Here is a 17182-nt window from a genome sequence, read left to right as displayed (position 1 = left end):
GCCGCCTTTGTCATGGGTGTAGATGGCCGAAAATTGCTGGCCCTGCGCGTCGGTGATGGTCAGCCAGGGCGTGTGTCCTTCTACTTTCGGCATGGCCTGTGTGGTCAGGGAAGGAAGCCGCCTACCTTCGTAGTTGGCCACCGATGGGTGTACGCGCTCATGACTCAGAGGCGCAGCGGGCACAGTGGTGCTGCTGGCGGCCATCACGCCGCTGCACGCCGGGTTGCCGGGAATCAGTCCCATCAGCACCACGGGTACGCCCTTGTCCTGCTGCCGGGCAAGCCATGAACAAAGGCCGCTGTGGCGATCCCCGGTTTCCCACCACACCAGAATACCCGCATACCGGTCTTCGGTGGGCTCCGTCGGTAGGGGCTCTAGCGCGGAATGGTACTGTGGGATGAATCCGGAACGCTCCAGGATAATGCCACCAAAACGATGGGCAGCGCTTCTGTCCATGTTGAATTCCGGCAAGTCATGAATCACCAGAACGTGGCGTTTCACCTGGACGGGTTTGGACGGGCTGAGGCGATCAAGGGCCGGGTTGGCCACCCAGGGCACGAAACCGTCGCGACGTAGCTGGCCTGCTAGTTCCTCGGCCTGGGAGGCGTCCGCGACGTAATCGATGGCAATCATGGGCATGTCAGGTCGTGCCTCACGCCAGCGCTGTAGCTGTTTGTCCAGCCACTGGCGATCTGTTTCAGAGACTTTGTAATAACGCTTGTCCTTGGCGTTGTAGCCATTACGCCAGGACTCCAGGGCAAGCCCGTCGACTTGGCCGATAACGCTGTCCGGCAGGTGGAAGCCGCGGTTGAGGATGATCTTGCCGTTCGGGTGCCTGGCGCGGATGTCTGAAATCAGTTTTGTCTGGGCTTCTGCGAAGGCTTGCATTTGCGCTTCGCCACTGGCGGCAAGCGTGAAGCTGTCCAGAGTATCGAGAAACACCCCCTGAAAGCCGCGTTCGAAGGCCGGGTCAATGAGGTTGTCCAGCAGAAAGGCGCGGACTTCGGGGTTGCGCAGGTCCAGCACTGTGCTCGACCAGGCCGGGTTCTTGCCGATCAGCCAGCTGTTCTGCAGGCTTGCGAACAGGCGGTGGCTGCGGGCCATCTCTCCGACACTGACGTAGGCAATGGGCGTTGTGCTGGCTTCGGTCAGCAGGTCGATACGTGCGTCGCTGGCCTGATCCTGTTGCAGTACCACCCAGTCGTAGGCCATCAAGCTGCCTATTGGGGCTTCGTTACCGTAATAGAACGCGATGTTAGGCGGCTGACCCACAGCATTGGCAAAACCGAAGGGTAAAAGTAGGGCGACTGCAAGCAGTTGAAGCAGAGGGTGTCGTCTTATCATGTGGAACCGAAATCAGGTAGAGAAGCGACTGAATGATGCGCACAAAGTCATCGCGAATGAGTAATACGTTGCTAATCTATTATAGATGACAGTCTGCAAGCACTCGATTTTCCAACTATTTTGTAATGAGAGAATAACGTTATGACCTCCGTGAGGAATGGCATCCCCCTGTGGTGGCTGGCGCTCGCCGCCACGCTGACGCCGCTGGTCACCATTCACGCAACCTTCGCGGTGTCGGTGCTGGAGGGGCATATTTCCTGGTGTATTCCCTATTGGGACAGTTGCACGAGCATTAGCCGCACCGGCCGATACGGTACCAGCTATTTCATTTTCAAGGGCACCATGTTGCCGGCGGCGATTCTCGGCATTCTGTTCTGGGCCCTCAACGGTCGTTGGCTACAGCAATTGGGTGCCACCAGCCGCGGTCGGCCCTGGATTCCCAGGCTGGGCTTCGTCGCGTGTACGTCGCTGGCTGCATACACACTGGCTTTGGGGCACGAAGGAGACGGTTTCAATCTGATTCGCCGGATAGGTGTCGTGCTGTATTTTTCGCTGACGTTCATTGCACAGTTGCTGATCAGCTCGGCCCTGAAGGGACACCCGCGATGGTATGCCAATGGCCGGCGACTGTTGTGGCTGTGTGAGCTGATACTGGCGGTGGGTATTCTATCGGTTATCCTCACGGCCGTTGTGCCAGGGGTGTACAGCCAGATAGACGACGCCTTCGAGTGGATTTTGGCGTTTTTGATCAATCTTCACGCGATATGGGTCGCGGTATTGTGGAAACAGAGCCATTTCCGGGCGAGACTGTGGGCCGAGTAGTCCCGGGGTCAGAGCGACATCAGCCCGCGAACCAGTGCCGCCACACCCGCAACGGCGGCGATGCCAAGAATGACCGGCCTCAGTCCGTCAAAAGGCATGCGGTTGACCAGCTTGCCGGAAAGCCAGAAGCCGATGAGAACCCCTGGAAAGGTGACCGCAAACAACTGTAGCTCTCGCTGCCCCAGGTAGCCGGAAACCACCAGGGCGGCAATACTGAAAAAACTCGCCACCAGGAAGAAGGCCGACATATTGGCCCGCACCAGCGGCCCCTTTTGATTCTGGTAGATCAGTGCAATCGGTGGGCCGCCAACGGCGGTAATGGTTCCCATGTAGGTCGAGGCAGCGCCGGCCAGGATACTGTTGCGAGCGTTCAGGGCAGGTCGCAAACCCCCTGCGCTCAGTAATACGCCAATCAGGATCAGAACGCCGAACGCCAGCTCGAACCCCGTGGGTGAAATCAGCATCAGCGTGATCCCGGCCAGGATCATGCCGCCAACGCCCCCGCCAATGGCAAAACGCACCTCGCGGACCTGTAACGCGCCCCGGTTCCTCAGTAGCATGAGAATCGTCAGCACCACGGCGTTCAGAACCAGCGGCGCCGGTATCAGTATGGGGCTGATCAGGAACAGCAATGGTGCCGCCAGCGTACCGATGCCATAACCTGCCACGCCCTGCAAACAGGCGCCGGCCAGCAAAGCCAGGTTAGCAAGGAGTATCTGCAGCAGGGAGAGGTCAGTCACAATCGGGCTACTCGATCAGGTCAGTTGATGATTGTTGATAGCACAGCCGCAGGGCAACTAAAACTGTTAAAATGAATCATTTACGTGTCCTGGGTCTGCCGGGTCCGTGAACAGCACTAACCGGCGATAAGGACGACCCGATGGCGCCAGAGATTACCCCGGACGACTGCCCCTGTGGCAGCCGTCAACCGTACAGTACTTGTTGCGAGCCATGCCATCAGGGCAAACCGGCATCCTCACCGGAAGCCCTTATGCGATCTCGCTACAGCGCGTTTGTACTGAATCTGACGGACTATCTGAAAGCCACATGGCACACCAGCACCCGGCCTCAAGACCTTGATCTGACCGAGGCGCCGAAGTGGGTGTCGCTGCAGGTACTGTCGTCAGAGGAAGGTGAACATGAAGGCACGGTGCACTTTCGCGCCCTTTACCGGGCAGGCGGCGGCTGGGGGTATCTGGAAGAGAACTCCCGCTTCGTCCGCGACGATGAGCGCTGGTACTACGTGTCCGGCGATACCCGCGAAGGGACCCTCAAGCCTGGCCGGAACGAATCCTGCCCCTGCGGAAGTGGCAGAAAATACAAGGCCTGTTGTCTGTGAAACATGCTACGCCTGATGCAGCAAAAGGCGTGGGTTTCGGCCTGGCCGCCTATACCTTGTGGGGCTGTTTCCCCATTTACTTCGCGCTTTTCGAGGGTGTGCCCTCTTACGAGGTGCTGGTTCACCGGATCGTCTGGTCCTGTGTTTTTCTCGCCATCGTGGTGAGTTTCCTGGGGCGCTGGAAACCCATCACTGCTGCGTTGGCACGCCCTAAAAAGCTTGGTTTCGTATTCGGCTGTGCGGTATTCATTGCGCTGAACTGGGGGGTCTATATCTATGCCGTGGAAACCCGTCATGTGCTCCAGGCGAGCCTGGGGTATTTCCTCACGCCCCTGGTGAACGTCGGTCTGGGCATGCTGGTGCTGCGGGAGAGCATTACCCGACTGCAAATTGTGGCGGTTGCATTGGCGACCATCGCCATCCTTTATCAGCTTTTTCTGTTGGGCGTGGTGCCCTGGATCACCCTGGTACTTGCGTTCAGTTTCGGAACCTATGGCCTGCTTCGAAAGCAGGTGGAGCTGGATGGTCTTTCGGGCCTGTTTGTTGAGACGCTGCTTCTGTTACCGGTCGGTCTGCTGGCTCTCGGGTTTCTGGGCTCGGCCGGAGAATCCCATTTCAATGACAACATCACCATTGCCTTGCTTTTGATGTCCAGCGGTATCGTCACCGCCATCCCCCTGTTGTTCTTCGCCGGTGCGGCCCGCCGGCTACGCCTGGCAACCGTGGGCTTTTTGATGTACATCAACCCCACGCTGCAGTTCTTCATCGCGCTGTTTGTGTTTGATGAACCCATGAGTGGGGAGAAGCTGGCGAGCTTCGTGATGATCTGGGTGGCGCTGGGGCTTTATTCCTGGTCGGCCTGGATAGGGCGTGGGATGAATCCCACCCCCAAATAGTGGGTTGTCAGGCAATACCGCCGAGGGTCAGTATGTCAGCCCGTACGCGATGTTTCTCCACGGCAAGGTCTGAAATCAGCGTGTTCAGGCCCGCCACGGGCGCCAGCATGTCCGGCTCCGTGGCAATGCTGTTGCGAAAGGCCAGCAGCATGTCAATCTGCACGTGCAGGTCCTGAAAGTCTCCGAACCGTTGTTGTCGATGTTTTAATGGCCTGAGCCTGTCGTGAAACGCCGGTTTGTTCAACTCGGCCAGGTAGCGTATGCGTTTCAGCCGTTTGCGCAGGTCGTGAAAGTGATCGTCCGGGGACTGTTCGTTCAGTTGCCGCGCCACGGCGTCGTGCTTGTGTATGTGCTTTTTCAGGGCTTTGTGGATGTCTTCGATAGCCAGTTTCCGGGTTATCTTCTTCAAGTGGCGGGAGGTGATAAGCTGGTACCACTCATCCATGTCTTTGCGGTATTGGCCGCTGCTCAGGCGTTTGGTCAGCTCCTGGTGTTCAATGTCTGCCAGGTTGGCAAAATAGCTGCGGGCGCCGGAGCTCACCAGGGCCAACCGGGTATCTTCCTCCAGTGGCCATTGCGCCAGGTCACCCAGTAACACGTGAAGGTCTCTGAGCCGGCTGGTGGCTTGGCCATGCCGTTTCAGACTCTTGACGGCCTTGCGTAAATCGCTGTCACCACTGATGTCGACAACTGCTTCGGCGATGGCCCGGCTGCGGCGAATGGCAATACGGTACTGATGCAGAAACTCGTCGTCGTACCCCTGCAATACGCCCGGTTCCAGATCCCTGATGCGTTGATACTGGTGTAACAGCGATTCCGGGATGTGCCATGCCAGCGGAGAGTGCTCGTCGATACGGATTTTCGTCCGTTTGCGATGAAACTGCTCATAGCTGACGTCTTTGGGCGTCAGGAACCGTTCAAGCCGGCCCCTGTTCTTGCCGATCTCGCGCCAGTGCTCTATGGGCAGGGTGATGTGCATGTAGCTGCACGTGGGGAAGGTGTCGGGTGCGTGCTTCAGCAGTAAGCCTGCCAGATCCTCCAGCGCAGGGTTGTGGCCAATCAGGGTAATGCTGTCTTCGTTCCGGTCGCGCAGCCAGTCGAGCACGACCTCATGGTTAAACGTGTATAGAACAGGCGCCAGTTTGACGGCGTGTTGATGGTTGCTCGGGATCAGGCCTTCCAGGGTTTGTTGCGCGCGGGTGGCATTGCTGCAGTAGACCGTTCCATCGAACGCCCCGTCCGCACGGATTGCCCTGCCCATGGGGGCAAGCTGTTTCAGGCCCCGGTTGTTGAGGGGGCGCTGGTGATCACGAAGGCCATCATCGGCCCAGCTGGATTTGGCGTGGCGAATCAAATAGAGGTGTTTCATCCGTGCCCCTGAAACTGGTTTTATTGGGCCAGGTTTGATGAATCGGACGTTTGGGGCTAGACCTTTAGTCTAACGCTGGTTCAAGTCCATCCGCTACCGGCCGTTAAGACTTTTAACAATAAAAGCAAATGCATGAATGAGTTGTGGCAGTGTCGCAGCTTTACACCCCGAAGTCGCACACACCGGTATTACAAACTGGAACACACCCTGGGTGCCCGGTTGTGGATAATTACGCTGAACATTTGATCTCATACGGAGAACTTCTTGATGACATTGCTGAGCCGGTTACGCATTCGTTCCCGTCTTCTGCTGGGCGTTCTGATCCCGGTAGTAATAACGGCGGCAACCCTTGCCTGGATTACGGTCGCCCAGATCAAAAGCGGTGGTGAGGCTGAGCTTGAGCGCCTTGAAGCAAGTTTGCTTGAGGCACGAAAGGAAGGTGTAAAGAACCTTGTGGATACTGCGCGCTCTCTGGTTTTGAACGCCAAGAACAATCCGGATCTTTCGGATCGCGAAGCGAAGGAGGAAGCACGGAAGCGTCTGCGTTCAATCAGGTACGAGGGCGGAAACTATGTTTTCGCATATGCTCGCGACCTGGAAAATCTGGCCTACGCCCCCGACCCTTCTCGCGAAGGCCCCACAACCAATCCAGACGTGCAGAAACTGGTTCGGTCACTGTTCAATGCGGCCGAGGATGGTGGTTTTTTCGGTTACGACTGGCCCAATCCAGAGTCAGGCGAGGTAGAACCAAAGGTGTCTTATTCAACGATTATTCCAGATTGGGACTGGATGATTGGCACTGGCGTTTATGTCACTGACATTGACCGGGTTGTTTCTGCCGCTCGCGCGGATATTGAAGCGGAGATAGCCGAAACCCTCGGTTTTATCGTTCTGGTTACGGTGGTTGTGGTGATTATCGCACTGCTCATCGGCATGTTTGTCGGCCGTACGGTAACGAAGCCGCTGAACACCGTTATTGCCATGATGAAGGACATCGCCGAGGGTGAGGGCGACCTCCGCCACCGTCTGCCGGACGAAGGAAACGACGAACTCGCCGAGCTTGGGCGTCGCTTCAACGCCTTCGTGGTGAAAATCCAGGACACCATCCGCGATGTCGGCGCGACCACTGACCAGGTTGCCTCGGCCGCGGAAGAGCTCAGCCGTGTTGCCAATGAAACCCGTGCGTCGGTACAGGAGCAGGGTTCGGAAACCGATCAGATTGCCTCCGCCATTAATGAGATGGCGGCCACGATCCAGCAGATTTCCGGCAATGCCAACTCGGTGGAAAGCGCCGCCTCTGACGCCGACAGGCTTGCACGGGATGGCGGCGAGACCATTGCCAACGCACAGGCGTCCGTCAATCAGTTGTCGGAGGAGATTGAGTCCAGCTCTGGCCGTATCAGTAATCTGGCTGAGAAAACCGACGAGATTACCCAGGTGCTGGACGTCATCCACGCCGTCACTGACCAGACCAACCTGCTGGCCCTCAACGCAGCCATTGAGGCCGCCCGGGCCGGTGAGCATGGCCGTGGTTTCTCGGTGGTTGCCGATGAAGTCCGCCAGCTGGCCAAACGCAGTGCGGAATCCGCTGATCAGATTCGCGGTATGATTGACGGCTTCGTGACCGAGTCCCGCGCAGCGGTGGAGCGGATGGATGCGTCCCGCCAACGCTCCAGCGAAACGGTTGAGCGCATTAACCACGCCACTGACGCCCTGCGCACCATTGAGAAGTCTGTGGGCCATATTCATGATCAGGTGACCCAGATTGCCACCGCGGCGGAACAGCAAAGCCAGGTGGCCGAGGAAATCAACCAGAACGTGGTGCGCATCGTGGACGCGGCGCAGCGTAGCGATACTGGTGTGAACCAGACCAACGAGGCGAGCCACGAGTTGGCGCGGCTTGGTGAGAGTCTGCGTGAGCTGGTAGGCCAGTTCAAGGTATAGAACCGTTGCTTCTGGTCGGTCGACGATTGGCGTCAGCCGGCCAGCAAGCTATGATGTGGGCGATCTGATCCGACCACTACAAAAAACGGAACCTGACCTCGCTATGACTATTCGCAAATCTTTCATGACCGTCCTGGCATTGGTGTTCGCGCTGGCAAGCGCGTCGCTGTCGGCCCAGGAAACCTATACGCTTCGCCTCGCAGAAACCTGGGGGCCCAACTCTCCGATTCTGGGTGAAACAACGCGCCACATGGCCTCGATGGCTGAGAAGATGTCGGGCGGCCGCCTGCAGTTCCGCATTGACTCATCCAACAAGCACAAGGCGCCATTCGGTATTTTCGATATGGTGAAGGCGGGCCAGTACGATATGGGGCATACCGCCTCGTATTACTACAAAGGCTCGATTCCCAATGCCATGTATTTCACCACCGTTCCCTTCGGGATGATTGCACCTGAACAATACGCCTGGTTTTACTACGGTGGCGGCATGGAATTGATGGAAAAGGTATATCGTCCCCATGGCTTGCTGTCGTTCCCCGGTGGCAATACCGGCAACCAGATGGGTGGCTGGTTCCGCGAGGAAATCAACAGTGTTGAGGACCTCCAGGGTTTGAAAATGCGCACACCCGGGTTCGCCGGCGAAGTGATGTCCGAAGTGGGCGTTGCGGTGACCAACATCCCTCCCGGGGAGCTCTACAGCGCGCTGGAGCGAGGCACGATTGACGCTCTGGAGTGGGTCGGCCCGGCACTGGATTTTCAGATGGGCTTCCATCAGATCGCAAAGTACTACTACTCCGGCTGGCAGGAGCCTGGCGCTGAAGTTCAGTTCCTGATTAACGAGAAAACCTGGAACAAGCTTCCCGAAGAGCTCCAGGAAGTACTGCGGGTGGCTATGCGGACCGCCGCCTACGACATGTACATCCAGAGCATGCATGAAAGTGGCGTGGCCTGGGATCGTATGAAGGAAGACTATCCGGATGTCACCCATAAAACCTTCCCGCCAGAGGTCATTGAAGCGCTTCGTGATGCCACAGAGAAGCTGTTGGCCGAAGAGGCGGAGAAGGATGAACTGGCACGGGAAATCATCACTTCCCAGCAGGATTATCTGAAGCAGGTTCGTCAGTGGACCAACATTTCCGATAAGGCCTATCTGAACAGCGTTTCGGGTGAATGAAAGAGACGCTTCTCTCGTTGAAAAACGTCTCCAAGGCGTTTGACGACAAAACCGTGTTGAACTCGCTGGACCTGGACATCCTGGACGGCGAGTTCATCACCCTTCTGGGGCCGTCGGGTTGCGGCAAAACCACCCTGCTGCGCCTGATGGCGGGTTTTGAGCAGCCAGACACCGGGGCAGTCAGCCTGTCTGGCCATGACATTACCCATGCCGCCCCCGAACACCGCCCCCTGAATACCGTGTTCCAGAACTACGCGTTGTTTCCCCATATGTCGGTGTACGACAACGTCGCCTATGGCCTGAAGATGGAGAAACGGCCCAGGGACGAAATTCGCCAGCGCGTGGATGAAGTGCTTGCCATGGTGCAACTGCAGGATTTCGCCCGCCGCAAACCGCATCAACTCTCTGGTGGACAGCAGCAACGGGTGGCCATTGCCCGTGCCGTGGTCAAGCGTCCGCAACTTCTGTTGCTGGATGAGCCTCTGTCTGCGCTTGACTACAAGTTGCGCCGGACCATGCAGGTGGAGTTGAAGCGACTGCAACGGGAACTGGGCATCACGTTTGTATTCGTGACCCACGATCAGGAAGAAGCCCTGTCGATGTCGGATCGGGTGGTGGTCCTGAAAGACGGCGCGATTCAACAGCTGGGTACGCCCCGGGAAATCTATGAGCGGCCCGCCAATCTCTTTACGGCGCGCTTCGTTGGGGAGACCAACCTCTTTCCGGGATATCTGACCTCGGTTGAAGATACTGGCATTACCCTGGATATCCTGGGCCTGAGCCGTACCCTTCAGAAGCCCGGGTTTACGCTGCGCAAAGGTGAGCAGGTGAATGTCCTGCTGCGTCCGGAGGATATTCGTGTGCTGGCTCCTGAAGACGAAAAGGGTCTGGCCGGCAGGATTGTGGAGCGAAACTACAAGGGCAGCACGCTGGACTCAGTGATTCATCTTGAGGACGGTACTGAAGTGCTGGCCAGTGAGTTTTTTGATGAGGACGATCCTGCCTTTGACTATAAACTGGGCGAGCCCGTGCGGGTCAGTTGGGTCGACGGCTGGGAATGGTTGTTGCCGGTTGAACTGGAGCCCGTCAACAACGACACAGAAGAAGGGCTGAGTACGAATGCATAGGGTGTTACAGCAGCCCTTCAAAACCGCAGTGCTGATTCTGGTCTGGGGCTGGTTGTTGCTTCTTGTGCTCACCCCGAACCTACTGGTGGTGGGTGCCAGTGTGATGACACGAGACCCCGGCACCTTCCTCTCGTTGCCGCTGAACCTGGACAGTTACCGGCAGTTGTTCGACCCGCTGTACCTGGACGTGTTCCTGAACTCCCTCTACATGGCCGGCATGACGACCGTCTTCTGCCTGCTGATAGGATATCCCTTTGCCTGGGCATTATCGGGCCTGGGCAAACAGCGCCAGATGCTGCTGATTTTCCTGTTGATTGTGCCTTTCTGGACCAATTCCCTGGTGCGCACCTACGCCCTGAAACTGCTGCTGGCCACCAACGGCCTGATCAACAATGCACTCATGGGGTTGGGGCTGATCGACGAGCCGCTGAGAATGCTCTACACCGAAGGTGCTGTGATCATCGGGTTGGTATACCTGCTGCTGCCGTTCATGATCCTGCCTCTGTACTCCGTGTTCGATGACCTGAGGAAAGAGCTGCTGATGGCCTCGCACGACCTGGGAGCGGGCAAGCTTTCGACGTTCCTGCACGTGACGATACCCCTGACCTTGCCGGGCGTGCTGGCGGGCGTGATGCTGGTGCTGTTGCCCGCCATGGGCCTGTTCTTCGTGGCGGACATACTGGGTGGTTCCCGCAATCTGCTGGTCGGCAATGTCATCAAGAACCAGTTTCTGGACGCCCGTGACTGGCCCTTCGGTGCCGCCGCCAGCATTCTGTTGACGGTTGCCATGGCTGTCCTGCTGTTTGCGCACCGGCTCAGCCAGCGGCGGCTCGGTGAGGAGGCCAGGGCATGAATCGCTGGCTGCCGAAAACCTATCTCACCCTGGTGTATGTGTTGCTCTACCTGCCGATCCTGGTGCTGGTGGTGTTTTCGTTTAACAGTTCCCGCACCGGTTACCGCTGGGGCGGGCTCAGTCTGCAATGGTACGAGTCGCTGTTCAATAACCACGCCATGGTCCAGGCCATGTGGAATTCCCTCTGGCTGGCACTGGCGGCGGCCACGGTATCGACCATTATTGGCGCGCTGACAGCGTTGGCTCTTCACCGGTATCGCTTTCGTGGCAAGCGTGTGCTGCGCGGGATGCTGTTTGTGGTGATGATGTCGCCCGAGATTGTATTGGCCATCTCTTTGCTGGCGTTGTTCCTGTTGGTGGGCCTGCAACTGGGGTTTGTCTCTCTTCTGCTGGCCCACGTTACCTTCTGCCTGCCATTTGTGGTGATCACCGTAATGGCACGATTGAGCGGGTTCGATGAAAGCCTGCCCGAAGCGGCGCGGGATTTGGGCGCCAATGATTTCACCATGACCCTCACGGTACTGATTCCGGTAATCATGCCAGCATTGCTGGCTGGATGGCTGTTGGGCTTCACCCTGTCACTGGACGATGTGGTGGTGAGCACCTTTGTGAGTGGTCCCAGCTATGAAATTCTGCCACTTCGCATCTACTCTATGGTGCGTGTGGGCCTTAAGCCGGAAGTGAATGCCCTGGGCACCCTGCTGCTGGTGTTTTCCCTGGCAATGTTGATGCTGTCCCAATGGATACTGACAAGGAGCAAACGATGAAGAAACTGGCGTTGGCGGGCCTGATGGCTGCAACCCTGACCGGATGCAGCTCGCAGGAAGAGCCGCAGGTACTGAACCTCTACAACTGGTCTGAGTACATGCCCCAGGAGGTATTGGACCGCTTTGAGGAGGAAACCGGTATCCAGGTGGTCTACACCACCTATGACAGCAATGAGGCTATGTATGCGCGGCTGAAACTTCTGGATGACAGCGGCCAGTACGATCTTGCGCTGCCCTCCACCTATTACGTCAACAAAATGCGTGAGGAAGGGCTGCTGGAAAAGATCAACCACGAGAAACTGGAAGGCTTCGAAAAGCTCGACCCCGAGCTGACGAACCTGGATATCGACCCTGAAAACCAATACAGCGTTCCCTACCTCTGGGGCACCACAGGGCTGGCCTACGATGCCAATGATGTTGAGGGCGAAGAGGTAACGGCCTGGTCGGATCTGTGGGACGAGAAATACGAAGGCCGCGTGATGCTCACCAACGACATGCGCGAGGTGTTCCACATCGGGCTGAGAGTGCTCGGATACTCTGGCAACAGCACCGATCCCGAAGAGATCGAGGCGGCTTATGACAAGCTGACCGAACTGATGCCTGCGGTGCGTACCTTCAACTCGGATGCACCGCGAATGCCCTATCTTGAAGGCGAGACCGACATCGGCATGATCTGGAATGGTGAAGCCGTGATGGGTGAGGAGGACATGCCGTCCCTTGAATACGTCTATCCGGAAGAGGGCATCATTGTCTGGCTCGACAGCTTTGTGATTCCCAAGAACGCCGAGAATGCAGACGCTGCCCATCAATTCATCAGTTTTGTCATGCGGCCGGAAATCTCCGCGCTGATCAGTGAAGACATCGGCTATGCCACGCCCAACCTTGCGGCCCGCGAATTGTTGAGCGATGAAGTGGCCAACGACCGCACCAGCTACCCGACACCGGAAGACCTGACCAACGCCGAGTTCCAGAAGGACGTGGGTGACGATGCCATGCAGGTCTATACCAAATACTGGGAAATGCTGAAGTCCGGGCAGTAAACCCGCAAACGGCTTGATCCGCCCCGGAAATCAGATCTCCGGGGCGATAAAGTCAGGCGCGATACCAGACTGCGCGATGCAGCGCGGTATATCCATACCCTGCAGGGAGCCCTCGGCCGTAACCAGCAGGGTTTTCATGCCGGCGTTCTGCCCGCCCAGGATGTCCGTATGAAGGGTGTCGCCCACCATGAGTATCTGCCCCGGCGGCACGTCCGCGAAGCGCTCAAGCACAGCCTGGAAAGCAGGTGCATAGGGCTTGCCGTAGAACTGCGGTTGGACACCGCTGGCCTGCCGCGCCCGGTGGGCGAAGAATCCGGGTTCCAGCGTCAGGCAGTCGCCGCGGGGGGCCACCAGATCTGGATTGGCGATTTCCAGTGGCCTCGGCCGTTCTGTCAGTGTGGCCTCCAGTGCCGCCTGCATCTCCTCGTTCCAATCCTCGCTGCTGAGCATGATCAGGCCGTCATAGCTATCCAGTTTTCGTTTCAGTTGCTCCGTGACGGGGGGCCGCACCGGTTGCCAGTCTAGCGGCAGCGTGTCCGGTTCGGAATTCTCCGGGGCAATGACACCCCATAGCCCTTCGCGTCCCCGGTCGGACAGAGACTGCTCCAACAACCAGCGGCTGGAGATCAACTGTTCCGGCGTGATGTCGAACCCCATGCGCCGATACTTCTCCACCAGTTTGGCGTGGCTGGCGGTAGCCGCGTTGGAGAGAATCTGGACGTGTTTGCCCATTCGTTGCAGCTCGCGAAACCGTTGAATGGCTGCGGGGAAGGCCCTGGGTCCGGCATTCAGTACCCCAAAGGCATCGAACACGTATACCTGGAACCGGTCCGCCAGCGGCGCCATATCCTCCAGCGTGACTGGTCCAGGCTGTTCTGAGGTCGGCAGGCCCGCAGGCAGCCAGCGACGGATCTGCTCATACTGGTGGAAAGCCCAGGCTGGAGTGGGTGTTATGCCATTAAACGAGATGGGGTGGGTATCGATCATTGGCCTAGAGTACCGCTTGGCGCACCCTCGCGGAAACCCATTCCGAGGCCACCACCGTGACCAGTATCACCACGAAAATCATGGTGACCTGATTCCACGCCAGGGTGCTCAGGGATGCTTGCAGCTGCAGGCCGAGCCCGCCCGCGCCCACCAGCCCAAGGATGGTGGATTCGCGGATGTTGATGTCCCAGCGAAAAACACTGATGCCCCAGAAGGCGGGCAGGATCTGCGGCACAATCGCATAGTCAATGACCTGCGCTCCGGAGGCTCCGGTGGCGCGCACCGCCTCAACCTGTTTGACGTCGATTTCCTCAATGGCTTCGTACAGAAGCTTTGCGACGAACCCGATGGAGCGCAGTCCGATAGCGACAATACCCGACAATAGACCAGGACCGATTATGGCTACCAGCAACAGCGCCCATATCAGCGAGTTGATGGAGCGGGAGGAGACGATGATGAGCAGTGCCACTGGCCGCACGAAACGACGGCTGGGCGTGGTGTTGCTGGCGGCCAGAAAGGCTACTGGGATGGCGATAATCACACCGATAATCGTGCCCAGGGTTGCGATATTGAGAGTGTCCCACAGTGGCGTCCAGAGTTGGTTCACGTAGCTCCATGCGGGTGGAAACATCCGTTCACCAATATCGGCGGCCTGGTCCGGTGCGTCCGATACGAAAGCCCAAATGGTATTCCGGTTCATCAACTCCCAGCAGAATACCGTCAGGGCCACCAGCCAAAACCATCCGATCCATCGCGCCAGTTGCTGTTTACCGGAATGGAACTGCCAGTCTGCGTGGTGTCGTGCGCTCACGTCTATCACTGGACCCACCTGCGGATATGTGAAGAGGAATACTCAACCGCCAGTACAATGGCGATGATGATAATCAGGATGGCGCCAGCGGAGTCGTATTCGTAACGATCAATGGCGGTGTTGAGGGTGGCGCCTATGCCTCCGGCCCCGACAATGCCGATCACCGCTGACTCTCGGAAGTTGATATCCAGACGGTACAGGGACAAACCCACAAGGCGGGGCATCACCTGGGGCTGCACCGCGTAGTTAACCACTTGCCACCAGCCTGCGCCGGTAGCGCGGATCGCCTCAATCTGGTTGCGATCGCAGGCCTCGATATCTTCGGCCAACAGCTTTGATAGAAAGCCGATGGTGGCAAACGCCAGGGTGAGGAAGCCGGCAAAGGGGCCAAATCCGAACATTGCCACCAGCAGGATGGCGATGATCACCTCCTGGAAGGAACGGGATAGGGTAATAATGGCCCGGCAGGCGAGGTAAACGGGTGCAGGCGCCAGGTTGCGGGCAGCGCCTATGCCGATGGGCACCGAGATCAGGATGCCTGCGACTGTAGAAGTAACCGTCATGGTCAGGCTTTCGATCAGCCCTGCCCGGATATCGGTCCAACGAGACGTGAAATCGGGTACAAGGAAGCCTTCCACAAATCGCCAGCCGCGCTCAAGGCCATCGTACACCCGCATCCAGTTGACCTCGACGCTTTGCAGGGCCAGTGCCAGATAGACAATCGCGCCAAGGTAGAATGCCCGTCGCCAGAGCGGGTTTTTCAGCAGAACGGGCGGGCGTCTCCAGGTAGAGGGCGTGGCGTTGGACAAAACTAGACACCCTCCGCCAGATCAACGGCTGGGGATGCCCTGTCGTTGTCTTCATCTGTTTGGTCCTTGCGTACCTGGGCCCAGTCTTCCTCACCATAGATGCGTGTTAGCACGTCGTCCGTCAGCTCTTCCGGTTTGCCGTCAAACACCACCTCGCCTGCGCGCAGGCCGATGATACGGTCGGAGAACTGCTGGGCCAGCATGACATCGTGGATATTGATGATCGCGGGCAGGTTGCGTTCCCGGCAAACCGTCTGGATCAAGCGCATGATCTGACGGGAGGTTTTGGGGTCCAGGGAGGCGGTGGGTTCATCCACCAGAAGCAGCTCCGGGTTCTGCTCCAGCGCCCGTGCGATTCCCACACGCTGTCGCTGGCCGCCCGACAGGGCATCCGCGCGCTTATTGTAGTGCTCTGCCAGGCCGACTTTTTCCAGCAACGAAAAGGCCAGGGCAATGTCCTCGCGATTGAAACGGCGCAAAAACGACCGCCATCCGGCCACGTAGCCCAGTCTCCCCGACAGGACGTTCTCCATCACGGTCAGTCGTTCCACCAGGGCGTACTCCTGGAAAATCATACCGATACGCCTTCTGGCTTTGCGCAACGCCCGGTCGCGGAGGGTTGTCAGTTCGGTATCGCCCAGGACGACTGAGCCCCGGGACGGTTCAACCAGCCGGTTGATGCAGCGGATCAGTGTGGATTTTCCCGCACCGGACGGGCCGATCAGGCCAACGACCTGCCCTGCCGGCACGGTAAAGCCGATGTCGGTCAAGGCCTGGTCGCCGGTGCGGTAGGTTTTCGAAAGGTGTTTGAGTTCGAGCACAGTAACCTGCCGTGGCCGGATTAACGGCAGTTGTATTCAACGCCGTTGGCATCGTCGATCTTGCGGATCACTTCCCAGTGTTCCTTGAAGGTGATGGGAATGAACTGTGCCTCGCCGGATTTGGAGAACTCTTCTTCCAGTTCGGAGCCTTTCCAGTCGAAGGTAAAGAAGGCTTCCTGGATCTGTTCCTGGAGCTCCGGTTTCAGGTTATGGGCAATGCCGTAGCCGGTGGTCGGGAAGGTTTGTGATTTGTAGACGCTGACGATCTGTTCGTCACTCACGACATCCCGTTGCAACATTCGGTTGAGTACCGAATTGGCAATCGCCGCGGCCTGGTAGTCTTTATTGGCGACGCCAAGAATGGAGTTATCGTGTTTGCCTGAGAACACTGGCTCAAAGTCCTGGTCAGGAACCATGTTGTAGTCGGCCTTGAGAATGGCTGACGGCGCTTTGAAGCCGGAGTTGGAGGTCTGGGAGGTGAACGCCAGCTCTCCCCCGCGAATGTCTTCCACCTTTTCAACACCAGAGCCCGGGTAGGTGATGATTTCCATCTCGTATCCGAAGGAGCCATCGGCGGCAGCCATCATGGTGAATGGACGGAATCCAGCGCAGGCAACGGCCAGGGGGTTGGAACCGGTGTTGAAGCCGGCAATGTGAAGGCGACCCGCACGCATCGCTTCAATCTGGGCGGCGTTGGACTGAACCGGGAAGAACTGCACCTGCTTGCCGGTGATGTCCGACAGGTGGTCCAGGAAACCGGACCACACCTCACGATAGACCGCTGGATCTTCAACCGGTGTATAGGCAAATACGAGGGTGGACGGGTCGGTCTGCTTTTCGGTCTGTTCCGGGATGTCGGCAACAAGGTCGCCATCACGATCCTGGTATCGTGAATCCAGTTTGAAGGCGCTGTGGGCAGCGACGGGCAGGAGTATTGAGGCAATGGTGATAGCAGCAATGGTACGGTTCATGAGGCAGTTCCTTGTGTCCTGTTGATGACGTGAATATGACACTACGGAAACTGTGTGATGGTTTTGTGACAGGTAGAACGGGCAAAAACGCGAAAGCGTTGCTATGGC

Annotated in this window: 17 protein-coding genes; 9 read left to right on the top strand and 8 right to left on the bottom strand. The window is 57.9% G+C overall.

Annotation, left to right across the window (positions count from 1 at the left end):
- Positions 1-1212, bottom strand: a 1212-nt coding sequence (locus AXW11_RS11520; protein WP_286792297.1) for an endo alpha-1,4 polygalactosaminidase, incomplete at its 3' end; no start/stop codon positions are given.
- 273 nt (positions 1213-1485) lie between these two features.
- On the opposite strand from AXW11_RS11520, the gene AXW11_RS11515 reads away from it, so the two are divergent.
- Entirely contained in the window at positions 1486-2166 is a 681-nt protein-coding gene (locus AXW11_RS11515) for a Frag1/DRAM/Sfk1 family protein (RefSeq protein ID WP_036202385.1), read from the top strand.
- An 8-nt stretch (positions 2167-2174) separates the two neighbouring features.
- Here AXW11_RS11515 and AXW11_RS11510 read toward each other — a convergent pair whose 3' ends face one another.
- The gene (locus AXW11_RS11510) at positions 2175-2906 is read right to left on the bottom strand and encodes a sulfite exporter TauE/SafE family protein (protein WP_036202386.1); all 732 of its coding nucleotides are present in this window, start codon (positions 2904-2906) and stop codon (positions 2175-2177) included.
- Positions 2907-3046: 140 nt separating this feature from the next.
- Between AXW11_RS11510 and AXW11_RS11505 the strand changes: the two genes are divergently transcribed.
- Complete coding sequence (locus AXW11_RS11505) at positions 3047-3505, top strand: YchJ family protein (protein WP_227662323.1); 459 nt, start codon at positions 3047-3049, stop codon at positions 3503-3505.
- Complete coding sequence (gene rarD, locus AXW11_RS11500; RefSeq protein ID WP_036202390.1) at positions 3502-4401, top strand: EamA family transporter RarD; 900 nt, start codon at positions 3502-3504, stop codon at positions 4399-4401. Before AXW11_RS11505 ends, rarD begins: the two co-directional genes overlap by 4 nt.
- 7 nt (positions 4402-4408) lie before the next feature.
- Here rarD and AXW11_RS11495 read toward each other — a convergent pair whose 3' ends face one another.
- Positions 4409-5770: a CHAD domain-containing protein gene (locus AXW11_RS11495; RefSeq protein WP_075195440.1), complete on the bottom strand. Its 1362-nt coding sequence runs from the start codon at positions 5768-5770 to the stop codon at positions 4409-4411.
- Positions 5771-6037: 267 nt separating this feature from the next.
- Here AXW11_RS11495 and AXW11_RS11490 point away from each other — a divergent pair, with 267 nt between their 5' ends.
- From AXW11_RS11490 to AXW11_RS11465, 6 genes are all read left to right on the top strand, one after another.
- Entirely contained in the window at positions 6038-7714 is a 1677-nt protein-coding gene (locus AXW11_RS11490) for a methyl-accepting chemotaxis protein (protein WP_075195439.1), read from the top strand.
- Between the two features lie 103 nt (positions 7715-7817).
- Positions 7818-8888 (top strand): TRAP transporter substrate-binding protein, encoded by a 1071-nt coding sequence (locus AXW11_RS11485; protein WP_075195438.1) that lies wholly within the window; start codon positions 7818-7820, stop codon positions 8886-8888.
- Entirely contained in the window at positions 8885-10015 is a 1131-nt protein-coding gene (potA, locus tag AXW11_RS11480; RefSeq protein ID WP_075195437.1) for a spermidine/putrescine ABC transporter ATP-binding protein PotA, read from the top strand. Before AXW11_RS11485 ends, potA begins: the two co-directional genes overlap by 4 nt.
- A complete protein-coding gene (gene potB, locus AXW11_RS11475; RefSeq protein ID WP_075195436.1) occupies positions 10008-10868 on the top strand; it encodes a spermidine/putrescine ABC transporter permease PotB in 861 nt (286 codons plus the stop codon). Before potA ends, potB begins: the two co-directional genes overlap by 8 nt.
- A complete protein-coding gene (potC, locus tag AXW11_RS11470; protein WP_075195435.1) occupies positions 10865-11635 on the top strand; it encodes a spermidine/putrescine ABC transporter permease PotC in 771 nt (256 codons plus the stop codon). The genes potB and potC overlap by 4 nt, the downstream gene beginning before the upstream one ends.
- Positions 11632-12675 (top strand): ABC transporter substrate-binding protein, encoded by a 1044-nt coding sequence (locus tag AXW11_RS11465; RefSeq protein WP_075195434.1) that lies wholly within the window; start codon positions 11632-11634, stop codon positions 12673-12675. The genes potC and AXW11_RS11465 overlap by 4 nt, the downstream gene beginning before the upstream one ends.
- A gap of 30 nt (positions 12676-12705) precedes the next feature.
- On the opposite strand, the gene AXW11_RS11460 is transcribed toward AXW11_RS11465, so the two are convergent.
- From AXW11_RS11460 to phnD, 5 genes are read right to left on the bottom strand one after another with little or no spacing between them, the layout of a single operon-like run.
- Complete coding sequence (locus tag AXW11_RS11460) at positions 12706-13662, bottom strand: HAD-IIA family hydrolase (RefSeq protein WP_083637192.1); 957 nt, start codon at positions 13660-13662, stop codon at positions 12706-12708.
- A 4-nt stretch (positions 13663-13666) separates the two neighbouring features.
- Positions 13667-14473 carry a phosphonate ABC transporter, permease protein PhnE gene (phnE, locus tag AXW11_RS11455; protein WP_201296217.1) on the bottom strand — a complete coding sequence of 269 codons (807 nt, stop codon included), beginning with the start codon at positions 14471-14473 and terminating at the stop codon, positions 13667-13669.
- 5 nt (positions 14474-14478) lie between these two features.
- Positions 14479-15282, bottom strand: a complete 804-nt coding sequence (phnE, locus tag AXW11_RS11450; protein WP_075195432.1) for a phosphonate ABC transporter, permease protein PhnE — start codon at positions 15280-15282, stop codon at positions 14479-14481.
- Positions 15283-15284: 2 nt separating this feature from the next.
- Entirely contained in the window at positions 15285-16103 is an 819-nt protein-coding gene (phnC, locus tag AXW11_RS11445; RefSeq protein ID WP_075195431.1) for a phosphonate ABC transporter ATP-binding protein, read from the bottom strand.
- Positions 16104-16123: 20 nt separating this feature from the next.
- Positions 16124-17074, bottom strand: coding sequence for a phosphate/phosphite/phosphonate ABC transporter substrate-binding protein (phnD, locus tag AXW11_RS11440; RefSeq protein ID WP_075195430.1), 951 nt, complete (start codon positions 17072-17074; stop codon positions 16124-16126).
- Between the last annotated feature and the right edge of the window lie 108 nt (positions 17075-17182).

The organism is Marinobacter sp. Hex_13 (genome assembly GCF_001566815.1).
Classification (GTDB): domain Bacteria; phylum Pseudomonadota; class Gammaproteobacteria; order Pseudomonadales; family Oleiphilaceae; genus Marinobacter; species Marinobacter salarius.
The sequence above is the reverse complement of the archived record's forward strand: the minus strand, read 5'-3'. Positions and strand labels throughout refer to the sequence as shown.